Raw genomic sequence first — 14992 nt, forward strand, 5'->3', positions numbered from 1 at the left:
AAATGAAAAACCTTGTAGTTTTATTCTTATTTTGTGCATCTTTTTTAGGGATTGCACAAACAACTGTAACTGAGCCTAAAAACAATCCGGCAGAATGGTCAAAAGACTATGAACCTTTCAAAATTGCAGGCAATCTGTATTATGTAGGAACCTATGACCTGGCATCTTATCTTGTCGTAACCAATAAAGGCAGTATTCTTATCAACACAGGTTTGGCAGATTCTTATACTACTATTAAAAGAAATATCGAAAAGCTCGGTTTTAAATATAAAGACATTAAAATCCTGACCTTAACACAGGCTCATTTTGATCATATGGGTGCAATGGCTCAGATAAAAAAAGAAACAGGCGCAAAACTTTATGTGGACGAGAAAGATGCAACAGAGCTCAAAAGTGGTGGAAAATCTGACCATGAAATGGGAAAATACGGGGTCACTTTCGAACCCGTAAATCCTGATTTTCTTTTAAAGAATAAGGCTAAAATAAAATTAGGAAATACAGTGTTAACATTGCTTCACCATCCGGGCCACACAAAAGGATCATGCAGTTTTTTGCTTGAAACCAAAGATGGAAACAAAATTTACAAAGTTTTGATTGCCAATTTACCTTCGATTATTATTGACCATAAATTTTCGGATGTAAAGAACTATCCTACCATTCAAAAAGATTATGCACAGACTTTTGAAGACATGAAAAAAATTGATTTTGATCTATGGGTAGCCTCACATGCAAGCCAGTTTGACCTTCATAAGAAACGAAAAGAAGGAGATCCTTACAATCCAAAATTGTTTATGGATAAAGAAAATTATTTTAAAAGGCTCAAAAATCTAGAAAACGATTATTTGGAAAAGGTAAAAGAAGATTCAGTGAAAAAATAATCAATTCAGGATTATACTTTTTGATAATTTAATAATAAATAAACATGAAAATATTAGCATTTGCAGGAAGTACATCTTCCACATCCATCAATAGAGAACTGGTAAAATTTGTTCTGAAAAGCTTTGAAGAAAACGAAATTAATCTAATAGACCTCAATGATTTTGATATGCCTGTATTTTCCGTTGACCGCGAAAAGAAAGGTTTTCCTGCTGAAGCACATAACTTTTTGAAGCAGATTGAAGATTGCGATGTGATTATCTGTTCTTTGGCAGAACACAACCGCTCTTATTCGGCAGCTTTTAAGAATGTTTTCGATTGGGCATCAAGAATTAATGTGAAAGTTTTCCAGAATAAACCGATGCTTTTAATGAGCACTTCACCCGGCGGTTACGGTGGTGGAAATGTAATGAATACAGCAAAAACTTTCTTCCCGCAATTTGCAGCAGATGTGAAAGAAACTTTTTCATTACCTAAATTTTATGAAAATTTTGATTTGGAAAGCGGTGTCATCAATCCTGAAATGCTGAAAGATCTTAATGATAAAATTGAAAACTTTAAAAATCAAACTAAATCGTAAGTCATGGAAACACATAAATATTCTAATGGTAACATTAATGTAATCTGGCAACCTAAGAAGTGTATTCACGCAGGAGTTTGTGTAAAAATGCTTCCAAAAGTTTATAATCCTAAAGATCGACCTTGGATAAAAGCAGAAAATGCAACTTCTGATGAACTACAAAATCAAATCAATCAATGTCCTTCCGGTGCATTGACCTACGAATTAAATACTGAAAAATAATGGCTGTAACCGTAAAAGCAAGTTTAGGCAAAACAAAATATTATACAGAAGTTGTCGCAGGTGAAAACACTCTGATTACCGACGAACCCGTTGATAAAGGCGGACAAAACAAAGGTTTTAATCCTTTTGAAATTCTGGCTACGTCTTTGGCAAGTTGTACTGCAGCGACTTTAAGAATGTACATCGACAGAAAAGAATGGGACGTTGAAAAAATCGACGTAGAAGTAGAACTGGAAAATTTTCCGCTGACAAAATTGGCTGTTTTTAAAAGAAATGTTAGTTTTGAAGGAAGCAATCTGAGCGACGAGCAACTGAAAAGACTTCATTCCATCGCAGATGCTTGTCCGGTACACAAAATATTACTTAACGAAATAGAAATTCAAACCAAATTTTCATAATATGATAGAAGTAAAACAAAACAACAACGAAAAACACGGAAGCTTTGAAGCTGTAATTGATGGAAACAGAGCAGGATTAATGACCTATACCTGGGCTGGTGAAGACAGATTCATCATCGATCACACCGAAGTAGACGATGCTTACAACGGAAAAGGTGTTGGAAAAGAAATGCTGATCAAAGCAGTAGAATTTGCTAGAGAAAACAGCAAAAAAATAATTCCGCTTTGTCCTTTTGCGAAAGCTACTTTTCAAAAAAATGAAGATTTGAGGGACGTTTTGTAGTATTACGATCAGAATTAAAATCTTAAAAACCTTTCACGAAATCTCGCTGAAAGGTTTTTCTTTTTCAACAGAAACAAAAAAAACTATATTTGCTAAAATTTAAAACCTTAGCATGAATCCAGGAACTGTCCTTTTGCTGTTTGTATTTGTTTATTTCGTAGGTCTTTTGGTGATCTCGTATTTTACAAGCCGAAATTCTGACAATCAATCATTTTTCATTGGCAACAAAAAAAGCAAATGGTGGCTTGTAGCCTTCGGAATGATCGGAACCAGCTTAAGTGGTGTAACATTTATTTCCGTTCCGGGAACTGTGGGAAAAATGACAGGAAGTGAATACATTTTCGGAGGTTTTGAATATTACATGATGGTGATTGGTTTTTTCATCGGGTATTTTATTGTGGCGGCAGTACTTCTTCCACTCTATTACAAGATGAATCTGACCTCTATTTACACGTACTTAGGCAGAAGATTCAATGTTGAAGCCCATAAAATTGGTTCGGTATTTTTCATAGTTTCAAGAGCGATTGGTGCAACGGCGAGATTATATTTGGTCGTGAACGTTTTACAGATATTTTTATTGGAAGGTTTAGGCGTTCCGTTTTGGGTAACGGCTTTGGTACTTCTGTTAATGGTACTTCTATACACTTTTGAAGGTGGAGTGAAAACTATTGTCATTACTGATACCTTGCAGACATCATTTATGATCATCAGTTTGATTGCCTGTATCGTTTATATTTTATCTAATTTAAATCTATCTTTTGGGGAAGCGTACACGATTTTAGAGCAGAAAAACTATACCCATTTTATCAATTTTGATCCGAATTCCAAGACATTTTTCCTGAAAACCATTTTGGGTGGAATTTTCATCACCATCGCAATGACCGGATTGGATCAGGAAATGATGCAGAAAAACATCTCGGTTGATAACCTGAAAAACTCAAAGAAAAACATGTTGACTTTCGCAGGAACATTGCTTTTTGTGAATTTGGCTTTCCTTTTTTTAGGTGGTTTGCTTTATCTTTTTGCACTGCAAAATGGCGCAGGATATTCTGAACTAATTAGCATTGTAGACGGAAAAGAAGTTGTTTCTAATGTTTTCGGATTCAAAGATGCTGCAGGTAATGTGAAAAACATCATGGGAGACGATTTATTCCCGGCTTTATCGCTTAATGGGTATTTTCCGATGGCAATTTCAGTAATTTTCATTATCGGATTGATTTCGGCTCTATTCCCTTCTGCAGATGGTGCTTTAACTGCCGTTACGAGTTCTTATTGTGTAGATTTATTAAATTTAAATGAAGATAAAACCAGAACAGAAAAGGAAAAGAAACATCTTCGTATGAAAATTCACTTGACGTTTACGGTCGTTTTCTTTATTTTAATTATGGTTTTCAAAGCGATGAATGACAAGTCGATTGTTTACCTCATCATGGAAATTGCAGGCTACACGTACGGACCGCTTTTAGGACTTTTTGCATTCGGAATCTTTACCAAATTTAAAATTTCAAAAAAATATTCAATTCTTGCGGTGACGCTTTTAGCACCGGTTATTACTTATCTAATAAATTATTTAGTAACCACTTACACCGATTACAGAATTGGTGTGGAATTGATTATTTTGAATGGTTTATTGACCTTTATTGGGTTGTGGTTAGTGAAAAATAAGAATTATTTAAAGTTGGTCTAAAATCATTTTTTTAAAATCAATTAATTTCCGTGAATGAGGATAATTGTGCTGGAATTAAGTCTTCTACATTCGACAACATAAGATTAGTGCGTTACGCTTAATTATAAATTTCAAACAAAATGTCTCAATTTAACTTTTTTAAAATATTAGAAAAAGACAATAAAGAATTAATTCATTCGGCATTTATTTCTTATTTACTTGATAACAATAAGAATTTTAGAAAAAATTTCATACACGAAAAAATAGGGAATTTTAAAATCTCTGAACTGGAAAAATCCTACTCTGATAAAAAGTTAAAAATTCGCATTGATATAGAAATTAGAAGTTCAGAAGGAAATTTTATAGCTTTTATCGAAAATAAATTTAAATCGTTCCCAACTAATAAACAACTACAAAATTATGATAAAGTATTTAAAAGCAAATTTGATAAATCTTTTGAGCTAAAGAAAATTCTATTTTGTTTTGATAAAAGTATTGCTAAACTTAAAACCAATTGGAAAATATTAGACTACAAAGATTTATTGGATTTTTTAAAAATAGATTATCAATCAAAAATTAATAGTGATGAAGATATTTTTGTAAAGCACTACATTACTTTTTTGTCAGACTACATTGAGACGTACAAAAACTTAAAGTACAATTGTAATCATTTATTCAAACCTAATTTAACTAAAGATCAAAAATTCTGGTTAAAACTTTTGAATTCCCAAATCGCAATGGAATTTGAAAGTGAATTTTCAGACCAACAATTTGTATTTATTATAAATCCAGGAAATACATCAACACCTTTATTGAGTATTATTCCTAAACATTGGAAAAGTAAAACAGGTGAAGAAGTTTTAATTCAATTTCAAGGTAATGAATTAAAATTCTATTTGCATTCAAAAAATAAGGAAAGCGCACAAAAGCTAATACATTATAGTATAGACAAGACTTGGAATAATAACATTGAGATAAAAAAACTGACTAAAAGAAATGAAAATTCTTGTTTTATTTTCAAGACAAAAATCACAGATAACTTAGATAATGATTTTACTTATAAAGAATTATATAAACTAATTATTGAATTTTATAATAACATCGAAGAAAAAATCATTAAAAACTACAAATAAGTTATACTTTTTCTTAATCTTATTTTTCTATAGAAACAACATTTTAGTATCAAGAAAATAATTACACATAATCATTTTTAAATTTTGGCTAAAACTATTTTTCCTATGTCTAAATCGAAATTAGACTAAAATCCCGACCTTATTGACACAAGCAATACTACTATTTCATTAGATTTTCCATTTCCGTAAGCCGACAAAAAATCGTAAATTCGCATGTATCAATTCTAATAATAAATCCTAATATATGAGTAAAAGTATTGAAGAGCTGAAATCTCTTACAACACAAATCAGAAGAGACATTTTGAGAATGGTTCATGCTGTAAATTCAGGGCATCCTGGTGGAAGTTTAGGCTGTACAGAGTACTTCACCGCACTTTATGGTAAAGTTTTAAACTACAAGTTACCATTCACCATGGAAGGTAAGAACGAAGATCATTTCTACCTTTCAAACGGACATATTTCACCGGTTTTCTATTCTACTTTGGCAAGATTTGGTTTCTTTCCGGTAGATGAATTGAAGACTTTTAGAAAATTAAATTCAAGATTACAAGGTCACCCAACCACTCATGAAGGTTTGGAAGGAATTAGAATTGCTTCAGGATCCTTAGGTCAGGGACTTTCTGTAGCGCTTGGTGTTGCTCAGGGTAAAAAATTAGACGGTGACAATTCTTTGGTGTATACCCTTCACGGTGACGGAGAATTGCAGGAAGGTCAGGTTTGGGAAGCTTTGATGTATGCTGCAGCTAAAAAAGTAGATAATGTGATCTCTACAATCGATTATAACGGACAACAGATTGACGGAAGCACAGAAAACGTACTTTCATTGGGAAATCTTCATGCGAAATTAGAAGCTTTCGGATGGATCGTTTTGGAAGAGAAAAACGGTAACGACCTTGAGGCCGTAATTGCTATTCTTGAAAGAGCAAAAACGGAAACAGGAAACGGAAAACCAGTGGCAATCATCCTTCACACAATTATGGGTAACGGTGTTGATTACATGATGGGAACTCACGCTTGGCATGGTAAAGCTCCGAATGACGAGCAGTTAGATACAGCTTTCAAACAATTATACTTAGAAGCTCCGGCTGACTATTAATTATTAGTAATGAATAATTAGTAATAAGTAATTATTCAATCTTTAAATATTATAATCTTTAAATTCAAAATGAAATATACATATACAGAAAAAAAAGATACACGTTCAGGATTTGGGGCTGGATTAGCTGAATTGGCTGATAAAAACCCAAATGTTGTAGCACTTTGTGCAGACCTTATCGGTTCTTTGAAAATGGAAAAATTCATCGAAAAAGCTCCTGAAAGATTTTACCAAGTTGGTATCGCAGAAGCAAACATGATGGGATTGGCTGCAGGTTTGAGCATTACAGGAAAAATTCCTTTTACAGGAACTTTTGCTAACTTCTCTACTTCAAGAGTTTATGACCAGATTCGTCAGTCGATTGCATACTCAAATAAAAACGTAAAAATCTGTGCATCTCACGCAGGTCTTACTTTGGGCGAAGATGGTGCAACACACCAGGTTTTGGAAGACATCGGAATGATGAAAATGCTTCCGGGAATGACCGTAATCAACACTTGTGACTACAACCAAACGAAAGCGGCTACTCTAGCGATTGCTGACTTTGAAGGTCCTGTTTATTTAAGATTCGGAAGACCGGTAGTTCCTGTATTTATTCCTGAAGATATGCCTTTCGAAATTGGAAAAGGGATTCTTTTACAGGAAGGAACAGATGTAACGATTGTTGCAACTGGTCACTTGGTATGGGAATCTTTGGTTGCGGCAGAAGAGCTTGAAAAAGAAGGTATTTCTTGTGAAGTAATCAACATCCACACAATTAAACCTCTGGACGAGCAAATCATCCTAAAATCTGTTGAAAAAACAGGTAAAATTGTTACTGCTGAAGAGCACAACTATTTAGGTGGTTTAGGAGAATCAGTAGCAGGAATGTTGGCTAGAAAAAGACCTACAAGACAAGAATTTGTTGCAGTAAACGACACTTTCGGAGAATCTGCAACTCCTGCCGAATTAATGAAAAAATATAAAATCGATTCTGCGGCTGTAATAGAAGCGGTGAAAAGAATTTTAGATAAATAAATTTCTTTTTGAAATCATATTTAAAACACGCTTTCGGGCGTGTTTTTTGTTTTGCATATACCGAAGCAGCGGATTGTAATTATGTCGAAATACTTGGTTTGGTAATTGCTGTTCTATTTTTAGTGAATAAAAATTTTAAATATAAAACCTAAAAAAACATGAAACAATTATTAACCCTACTACTTGGAATCATCTTTATTTTAACAGGAATTGATTCTGCAAAAGCTTGTTCACCAGTTCATACCCCATTTAATCAACTTTTAGATAATTTTGATCCAACATTAAATACTGCAGTAGAAGGTTATTTTATTTCTCCAAATACGTTTAAAGTGACCAAATCATACAATCCGGCGATAAAAGTCGGGAGCGAAAATAAAGTTTTCGAATATGGACCGTTCGGAAGCCAATGCGAAATGTACGAAATGGAAAGTGGCATTGATCCAAAATTTATTGGATCTAAAAACAGCAGAATATTATTTTTAAATAAAGACCGAAGCAAAAATGGAAAATTAGTAACCCCAATCTTTCATGGAGAAGGGGTATCAATTAATGGCTCAAAAACAGTAACGTTTAATCATTATATTTCCTCTAATAAAGTACCCTATTCTCAGGAATATCGCTTTTCTGCAACTTTAGATGAAGTAAGAAAACGTTTTCTTCAACAAAAAACAACTGTTCCGTTAAAATGGAATAAGAATGTTGTTAAAAGATAAAAAGTTTACTGTAAATAATTAATCCACCGAATATTCAGTGGATTTTTTTTTTAATAAATATTTTAAAATTAATTATCTAAAAAACTTCCACTTCGGGATAATCGCCAGCATTCCAAATCCTGTAAAAAGGAAAAGATTGGTGACGTCTGAATATAAGAACGTAGACAAATAATAATTGTGCATAAAGAAGTGCAAAACGAGCATCACAGGAAAAAGAATGATGCCTATTTTTCTGTAAAAAAACATGAGCACAATTCCTGTAATCATTAAAATATCGATTGAGAAAATAAAATAAAAATATCCAAAAGGAATATTCAGGGTTTCGTGTTGCAGATATTCGTCAAAATCGAGCCCAATCCCCATGAAAGTAAACAGAAGCAGAGACGCCAATGCTAAAATAAACCCCCATCCTTTTTTAGGATCTTCATCAAAATAACTATATTCTTTATATTCCTTTTCCATAGTGCAAAAATAAAGAACTTATGAATTACTTCATAAGTTCTTTGGTATTTATATCGTCTAAAATTTGATTAAATCGAGATTGCGTTGATCAATCTGTTTTTATCGCTCAAAAACTCTTCCATTGAGATCATACTCTCAGTTCTCATCACATCCTGGATGTCGTCGATCTGATAAATAATCTTCTTAGCGTCTTCAGTATTTTTAGCTTTTACCTTACAGAAAATGTTATATTTTCCTGAGATTACGCTTGCTTCTACAACGTTTGGAATGGTTCCTAACTCTTTCAAAACCTCTTGAGTGCGGTTTGATTTTGTTAAAAGAATTCCGATAAAAGCTGTAAAGTGGTAATCTAGCTTACCATAATCTAAATTAAGAGATGATCCTAAAATAATACCTGCATCTTCCATTTTCTTCACTCTTACATGAATTGTTCCTGCAGATACGTCCATCTGTTTTGCAATTTCTGTAAAAGGCATTCTTGTGTTTTCTACTAAGAAATCAAGAATTTTCTTGTCTATTTCGTCCAGTTGATAGTTCATATTAGTGAAATTATATTTTTCCTAAAAAATCGATAAATTTTTTACAAAATTAAGAAAAATAAATTAACTAAAAAAAATATATCAAACATTAACAATAATTAACACAGATGATAAAAATCATTCAAGGATTCAGATTATTTAACCGTTGATTTTACGGAATCTGTTTTTATTTCCTTATTAGCAGGAGGTTGTTTTTTATCTTTTCTCTTCTTTTTAAAGAAAGAATTGAAGCTTTTACTCCATACAATACCACCACCATACGCCTGATTTGCAGAACCGTTGGTACCAACCGTCCCAACACCCATTCCGATATTGGTAGGTTTAGAATAACCTCTCAGTAGTAAAGTACCGTCATTCTTTTTAGAAATATCATATTCTATACTTCCTTCTCCGGAGAGATAGTTAGTTTCTGTAGCATCTGTTTTATTTAAAGGAATACCTAATCCTGTTTTCACGGTAACTCGTGGTGAAAGATCAAAACTCACTCCAGCATTAGCACGGTCACCCAAATTTGAATTTTGGTCAGCTTTTACATAATTTAAATCGATCTGAAACTCATTACTCATTGTATTAAGCACTGACCCTAGTTGTTTAAGCAACATATTGTAACCTGATGACTCTGCTACACCAGCCGCATCAAAATTTAAATTCCCCGTATTAGAAACATTAAAACTGTTTAATAATAAAATGGAACCAAACTGCAAAACATTCTCCCCTTCCGTCTGGTTTATCCTTGCCGCTAAAGTTTCTTTTACCTGACTCGAAACATCAAGTGCAGTAACATTCAGTGCTATTTTAGGATCACTTAAAGTATTGGTGATATTTGCCTGCAAAAGTATACTGATCGGCTGTAATTGACCCATATTCAGATATTCTCCTGCATTAGAAACCATTCTCACATAATTTGCCGTGATATCAAGCATCGGCTTCATCGCATCACCGTCCCAACGGATGCTGCTATTTTTCTGAATCTGGAAAGTCCTGTTTAAGATTGCTTTAGACACAAACGTTCCGCTATCCACCATATAAGATCCGTTCATTGCAATAGCTCCCTGCCTTCCCATCTGGAATCTCAAATCATCAGCAACCCCTTTTACCGTAATATTTCCGACATCATCACCCACCAGAACATTTACCGTAGTTCCTTTATCAACATCAAGACTGAAATCGATATTCATGTTGGCTCCGGATTTTTTCTTGTCTTCTAAAGTGACCAGACCATCTTTTCCTTCTTTCAGGAACCTCAGCATTTTAAATTCTTCCACGTTTGAAGTTGAGCTTGAATTGAAAGTAAATGTACTTCCGTTCAACGCTTTCATATTCGGAGTTGATAAATTTAACGCAGAAACCGGACCGTCGACATACAAATCTCCCTGTCCGTAAACTCTTCCCCAGAAAAGATCATATTCTTTCTGAGTGGTATTCAGCATTAATAAATTATCGGCTCTCATTACCAAGTTGACCCCCATGGATGATAAGGTTTCAAACTGTATCGCCCCGGAAATTGTTCCTTGAGAATTGGTTCTTCCGTCATGTACTCCAATATTGTTGAGAATCGCCAAACCTTTAGAAAGCGGAATTACCGTATCGTCAAATGAGTAATCTACACCCGTGAACAATAGTTTTAAACCAAATTCCTTTAAAGCAATATCTCCGCTGTAATCAAGATTTTTGAGCGTTCCGTTTATTTTTAAATCTCCGGTTGCTTTTCCTCTTAGATTTCCAAAAATGGTCTGCACAAACTGTTGGGTAAATGCCAAATCGAAATCTCTTAGTTCAGTAACCAAATCAATTGTTGGAGATGGTGTATTGTTATTAACCGTACCCGTTAGGTGAAGGTTATTATTTCCAATCACACCTGCGGATGTTACTTTTACGTCGACATCATATACATTTAAAGAAAATCCGTTGACTGCAGAAATCGTAAGGTCTCCCATATCATTTCCGTTCATCATAATATCATCAACCGTTAAATCAACCAAAGGCTGCAACGTGCTTTTATCCATTTTGATTTTTACGCTTCCATTGGCTAAACCTTTAATATCCATCGGATTTCCGCCGGCTTGCATTTCCAACAGTTTCTCTATTGCAAAATCCTGAACTTCCGCATCCACGTAGAAATCTTTCGCAGATTTAAATATCGATTCATTAATTAACAATGAACTTTTATCTGAATAAATCTTAAGATTTCTGACTTCAAAATCTTGTGTTTTCTTACGATAACTAATGTAATGGTCGAGCTCAGGGCTTGTATCAATAGACCATTTTACATTATTAAAATTAACTTCAGTAGGCTCAAATTTGAAAATATAATCTCCCGCCGGATTTGTAGACTGATTAAAATTAATTGCGTAATTCTTCAGATTATCATCAAGCTCATCTTGTGGACTTCCATGTTTAAAGCTGGTTGCGATTCTTAGGGTTGAGTTGTTTTCATTTTTACCTGTAAGAAGAATGTCTTTCAGAATATTTTTATTGTATTCTACTCTTTTAATTTTTGCATATAACTGTTGGTCAAGATTTGCGGTATTAATTCTCACCATAACGCTATCGACCAAAGCACTGTCTCTGGTAATAACTTCTCTCGGATTTACCGTATATGCGGGGTTTGCATTGGCCAAAGCCATGTCTGCATCTGTGATTTCCTCTTTTTTGGTCATCACATACTTCAGAGAAGCGGCATCAAGATTTAAAATTAAATTGTTTGAATTTCCATCATATTCGCCTTCAACTGTTGCCCCTTGAGGAAGTTTTAAATCCGGCATAAAATAACTCACCAAACCTTGCTGAACATCGAAATTCATCGTAAAATTCTGTCCACGATACAGTTTTCTTGGTGGCGGACCGACTAAAATTTTGCCTAAACCGTTTTCCAACATTCCTGCCAAATCAGCAAGATTATATCGTCCTGAAATTTTACCATCTACTGCACCCGGAGCATTCACATCAATCACACGATTTCCGCCTTCAATAAAAGTTTTCACTTTCGCATTCGGAATCTGATAGCGTTGAGCTGCCGTTGCAAAATTGATATTATTGGCTTCAACATCAAGATTTAAATCATTCACATTCGTCATCGACATTTTCCCATTCACCTGACCGCTTACAATCTGACTTCCCGGTTTATCGGTGAAATAATTCATATTCAGATGCGTAACGTTCGCATCAACATTTGCATAAATTCTTTTGGTGCTAAAATCGATTAAACCTTTTACAGTTGCTTTTGCCTGTTCGTCATTTACGGTAATTAAACCGTTGTATTTTCTATGATCAAGCAAACCGTCCAAATTCAGATTATTGATTTCTTTATTCATGATCTCAATGCTTGAAATCTGAGATTTTGTAGTGATGCGCATCGTGTTTACATCAAAACTTTGTCCGTCAATATTGAATTTCCCTGAAATAAGACCCACTGTTTTACTTTTGGTAATCACCGAAGTGTTCAGATCTCTCACTTCCGCATACCCTTTGTATTTAGGTATCGTCGTACTGAAATCTGTTAGCGAAAAATTGGTGATTTTTGCCTGTCCGATTCCCGTCATCAGGTTTCCTGAAGAAACATAAACTTGTTTTGGAGTAACTTTTACGTCTCCGTTGTATTTTAATTTTCCGAAATCATCTGCGAAGTTTTTCATTTTGGTTGAAATGAAATTCGGCATCATCGCTTTCAGATCTTTGTAGGTAAAATCTGCGGAAAGATTATTGGTTTCAATTAAGAAATTACCTTTCAACAGATTGGTAATATTCATTTTTTGCGTGGCAATATTTACCGAAGGATTTCTGATCAGGAAATTATCTAACCTAAATTTATTCAACGGACCGGTCATTTTTCCGCTGATATTAAAAGGAATAAAGTTATCCCAATTGGTGACAAAATAAGAGATATCATAACCGCTCAACTGACTTCCCAGTTTAAGATTCATATCCCATTTTACTTTATTGGTAAAATCTGCCCAAGAACCTTTATTTAAATTAAATTTAATATCACCTTGAAGAAGTGAATGATCGGTATTTAGAGTTAAATCTTTCAGAAAAAGATAATCTTCAGTCATGGAGAAATCGGTAGAAAAAGTATCTACAAAGTGAGCTTTGCCCCATCTTTTCGTGGTGAATGTAAAATTATTGATGGTCGCATTGATGTTGACACCGTTAACTTTCAATTTTGGAGCAATAAGATTAACATTGGTTGCCGTTAACCATTTCCCAGGCTCACCGGGAGAGTTTTGATTGACGATAGAAACTTTAGAATCTAAAATCTCCAATCTTGAATTCAACTGAAACGGCGGTTTCGTTGGATCTTTTTTCTTCCCACTGTCGAATAATTGAGTAAAACGTATAAAGTTTGAAATGCTGTCACCTTTATAGGTAATCACTTTTATATCCGCATCGATAAGGCGTAAGCCGTTAAAACTTAATGAATTGTTTTTACCAACATTCGTAGCCAAAGAAAACCAATCTGAATTGGCTTTAAATTCTCTTGCTTTGATGAAGTCTAAATTTTTATAATCCTTAATTCTTAGTCCTTTAATCGTAACATCCCCAAAGAAATCTACTTCTACACTTTCGGTAGACATTTTTGCTTTGAAATCTCTGTTGACAATCTGCAAAGCCTGATCTGCTGCCCATCTTTTAGTTACCGGAAGATTAATCGCAATAAAAACAAAAGCTACAATACCAAGAACTGTCCAAAAAAGAATCAGTAAAAGTTTTGCCCACCAAGAATAGCTGGTTACGTCTTTTGCAGCCTGCTTACCAAATTCCTGAGCGGTATCTATCGGGTGATGAATAGCATCAGAAGCAAGCTCAGAAGCCTCTTTCACAGTCTCCTGAACATTATCAACCGTCTTCTGCACCTGATCACCTAAGTTTTCAGCTACTGATTTTTTATGCTCATTTTCGTTATTATTCTCTAACTTTGCCATTACTATGAGTGACTCTATAATTTTAGGTATCGAATCGTCTTGTGACGATACTTCAGCAGCCATTATCAAAGGAAATTCTATTCTTTCAAATATTGCCGCAAACCAGGAAATCCATAAAGAATATGGAGGCGTGGTTCCTGAGCTTGCGTCACGAGCTCATCAGCAGAATATTATTCCCGTAGTAGAAAAATCCTTTACCAAAGCAAATATACAACAAAATGCAATCTCTGCCATAGGCTTTACCCGTGGCCCCGGACTTTTGGGCTCTCTCCTCGTAGGAACCTCTTTTGCTAAGTCTCTGGCTATGAGTTTAGATGTTCCTTTGATAGAAGTTAATCACCTTCAGGCGCATATTTTGGCGCACTTCATCGACGATGCAAATCCTGTGCCGCCAAAATTCCCGTTTTTGTGTCTTACGGTAAGCGGTGGACATACCATGATTGTCTTGGTAAAAGATTATTTTGACATGGAAATTATCGGAAAAACCATTGATGATGCAGCAGGTGAAGCATTTGATAAAATCGGGAAAATTTTCGATCTCGATTATCCCGCAGGACCAATTATCGACCGATTGGCAAAAGAAGGAAATCCTGATGCCTTTAAATTTAATAAACCTAGATTAGAAAATTACGATTATTCTTTCAGCGGAATTAAAACTTCGGTTTTATATTTTATTCAAAAAGAAGTAAAGAAAAATCCTGATTTCATTAAAGAAAATATGAATGATCTTTGTGCATCTGTACAAAAATGTATTATTGAAATTTTAATGAATAAACTGGAGAAAGCTGCGAAAGATTTAGATATAAAAGAAGTTGCAATTGCAGGTGGAGTTTCCGCCAATTCTGCATTAAGACAAATCATGCAGGACAATCACGAAAAATTAGGCTGGAATATTTACATCCCAAAATTTGAATATACAACGGATAATGCCGCAATGATTGCAATAGTTGCACAGCTGAAATTTGAAAGAGGAGAATTTACAGATTTACGAACTACGGCAACATCAAAATACGATTTATAAAAGATTTTTTTTTCCAACTCTAAAGGGTAGAAAATTTCTTAAAAATAACGACTTAAAATTAATA

General features: G+C 34.2%; 14 protein-coding genes. 11 read left to right on the forward strand and 3 right to left on the reverse strand.

Features of this window, described 5'->3' with window-relative positions:
• The first annotated feature begins 2 nt into the window (after positions 1-2).
• The 10 genes from bla (at position 3) to MQX03_RS14870 (ending at position 7984) form a co-directional block, all read left to right on the forward strand.
• Positions 3-878 (forward strand): subclass B3 metallo-beta-lactamase, encoded by an 876-nt coding sequence (gene bla, locus MQX03_RS14825; protein WP_242803984.1) that lies wholly within the window; start codon positions 3-5, stop codon positions 876-878.
• A gap of 44 nt (positions 879-922) precedes the next feature.
• A complete protein-coding gene (locus MQX03_RS14830) occupies positions 923-1456 on the forward strand; it encodes an NADPH-dependent FMN reductase (protein ID WP_242803985.1) in 534 nt (177 codons plus the stop codon).
• 3 nt (positions 1457-1459) lie between these two features.
• On the forward strand, positions 1460-1678 hold the full coding sequence (locus MQX03_RS14835) for a (4Fe-4S)-binding protein (RefSeq protein ID WP_129536236.1): 219 nt from the start codon (positions 1460-1462) through the stop codon (positions 1676-1678).
• The gene (locus MQX03_RS14840) at positions 1678-2076 is read left to right on the forward strand and encodes an OsmC family protein (protein WP_242803986.1); all 399 of its coding nucleotides are present in this window, start codon (positions 1678-1680) and stop codon (positions 2074-2076) included. The genes MQX03_RS14835 and MQX03_RS14840 overlap by 1 nt, the downstream gene beginning before the upstream one ends.
• A gap of 1 nt (position 2077) precedes the next feature.
• Complete coding sequence (locus tag MQX03_RS14845; protein ID WP_242803987.1) at positions 2078-2359, forward strand: GNAT family N-acetyltransferase; 282 nt, start codon at positions 2078-2080, stop codon at positions 2357-2359.
• Between the two features lie 112 nt (positions 2360-2471).
• On the forward strand, positions 2472-4046 hold the full coding sequence (locus MQX03_RS14850) for a sodium:solute symporter (protein WP_242803989.1): 1575 nt from the start codon (positions 2472-2474) through the stop codon (positions 4044-4046).
• Between the two features lie 119 nt (positions 4047-4165).
• On the forward strand, positions 4166-5158 hold the full coding sequence (locus tag MQX03_RS14855) for a PD-(D/E)XK nuclease family protein (protein WP_242803990.1): 993 nt from the start codon (positions 4166-4168) through the stop codon (positions 5156-5158).
• Positions 5159-5402: 244 nt separating this feature from the next.
• The gene (locus MQX03_RS14860; protein WP_129536233.1) at positions 5403-6254 is read left to right on the forward strand and encodes a transketolase; all 852 of its coding nucleotides are present in this window, start codon (positions 5403-5405) and stop codon (positions 6252-6254) included.
• Between the two features lie 69 nt (positions 6255-6323).
• Positions 6324-7271, forward strand: coding sequence for a transketolase family protein (locus tag MQX03_RS14865; protein WP_242803991.1), 948 nt, complete (start codon positions 6324-6326; stop codon positions 7269-7271).
• Positions 7272-7429: 158 nt separating this feature from the next.
• Positions 7430-7984 (forward strand): hypothetical protein, encoded by a 555-nt coding sequence (locus MQX03_RS14870; protein WP_242803992.1) that lies wholly within the window; start codon positions 7430-7432, stop codon positions 7982-7984.
• Between the two features lie 72 nt (positions 7985-8056).
• Here MQX03_RS14870 and MQX03_RS14875 read toward each other — a convergent pair whose 3' ends face one another.
• The 3 genes from MQX03_RS14875 to MQX03_RS14885 all read right to left on the reverse strand — a co-directional run bounded on the left by MQX03_RS14875 (position 8057) and on the right by MQX03_RS14885 (position 13907).
• Positions 8057-8446 carry a hypothetical protein gene (locus MQX03_RS14875; protein WP_242803993.1) on the reverse strand — a complete coding sequence of 130 codons (390 nt, stop codon included), beginning with the start codon at positions 8444-8446 and terminating at the stop codon, positions 8057-8059.
• 68 nt (positions 8447-8514) lie between these two features.
• Positions 8515-8985, reverse strand: coding sequence for an Lrp/AsnC family transcriptional regulator (locus MQX03_RS14880; protein WP_047446659.1), 471 nt, complete (start codon positions 8983-8985; stop codon positions 8515-8517).
• Positions 8986-9119: 134 nt separating this feature from the next.
• Positions 9120-13907: a translocation/assembly module TamB domain-containing protein gene (locus tag MQX03_RS14885; protein ID WP_242803994.1), complete on the reverse strand. Its 4788-nt coding sequence runs from the start codon at positions 13905-13907 to the stop codon at positions 9120-9122.
• 4 nt (positions 13908-13911) lie between these two features.
• Between MQX03_RS14885 and tsaD the strand changes: the two genes are divergently transcribed.
• Positions 13912-14928: a tRNA (adenosine(37)-N6)-threonylcarbamoyltransferase complex transferase subunit TsaD gene (gene tsaD / locus MQX03_RS14890; protein ID WP_242803995.1), complete on the forward strand. Its 1017-nt coding sequence runs from the start codon at positions 13912-13914 to the stop codon at positions 14926-14928.
• The last annotated feature ends 64 nt before the right edge of the window (positions 14929-14992 follow it).

Origin of the sequence: Chryseobacterium aahli (genome assembly GCF_022699665.1) — a bacterium.
GTDB classification, from domain to species: domain Bacteria; phylum Bacteroidota; class Bacteroidia; order Flavobacteriales; family Weeksellaceae; genus Chryseobacterium; species Chryseobacterium aahli.

What these genes read in the sequence shown, in the direction of transcription:
- bla (WP_242803984.1), top strand. Translation starts at nt 3, where the DNA reads ATGAAAAACCTTGTAGTTTTATTCTTATTTTGTGCATCTTTTTTAGGG.
- MQX03_RS14830 (WP_242803985.1), top strand. Translation starts at nt 923, where the DNA reads ATGAAAATATTAGCATTTGCAGGAAGTACATCTTCCACATCCATCAAT.
- MQX03_RS14835 (WP_129536236.1), top strand. Translation starts at nt 1,460, where the DNA reads ATGGAAACACATAAATATTCTAATGGTAACATTAATGTAATCTGGCAA.
- MQX03_RS14840 (WP_242803986.1), top strand. Translation starts at nt 1,678, where the DNA reads ATGGCTGTAACCGTAAAAGCAAGTTTAGGCAAAACAAAATATTATACA.
- MQX03_RS14845 (WP_242803987.1), top strand. Translation starts at nt 2,078, where the DNA reads ATGATAGAAGTAAAACAAAACAACAACGAAAAACACGGAAGCTTTGAA.
- MQX03_RS14850 (WP_242803989.1), top strand. Translation starts at nt 2,472, where the DNA reads ATGAATCCAGGAACTGTCCTTTTGCTGTTTGTATTTGTTTATTTCGTA.
- MQX03_RS14855 (WP_242803990.1), top strand. Translation starts at nt 4,166, where the DNA reads ATGTCTCAATTTAACTTTTTTAAAATATTAGAAAAAGACAATAAAGAA.
- MQX03_RS14860 (WP_129536233.1), top strand. Translation starts at nt 5,403, where the DNA reads ATGAGTAAAAGTATTGAAGAGCTGAAATCTCTTACAACACAAATCAGA.
- MQX03_RS14865 (WP_242803991.1), top strand. Translation starts at nt 6,324, where the DNA reads ATGAAATATACATATACAGAAAAAAAAGATACACGTTCAGGATTTGGG.
- MQX03_RS14870 (WP_242803992.1), top strand. Translation starts at nt 7,430, where the DNA reads ATGAAACAATTATTAACCCTACTACTTGGAATCATCTTTATTTTAACA.
- MQX03_RS14875 (WP_242803993.1), bottom strand. Translation starts at nt 8,446, where the DNA reads ATGGAAAAGGAATATAAAGAATATAGTTATTTTGATGAAGATCCTAAA.
- MQX03_RS14880 (WP_047446659.1), bottom strand. Translation starts at nt 8,985, where the DNA reads ATGAACTATCAACTGGACGAAATAGACAAGAAAATTCTTGATTTCTTA.
- MQX03_RS14885 (WP_242803994.1), bottom strand. Translation starts at nt 13,907, where the DNA reads ATGGCAAAGTTAGAGAATAATAACGAAAATGAGCATAAAAAATCAGTA.
- tsaD (WP_242803995.1), top strand. Translation starts at nt 13,912, where the DNA reads ATGAGTGACTCTATAATTTTAGGTATCGAATCGTCTTGTGACGATACT.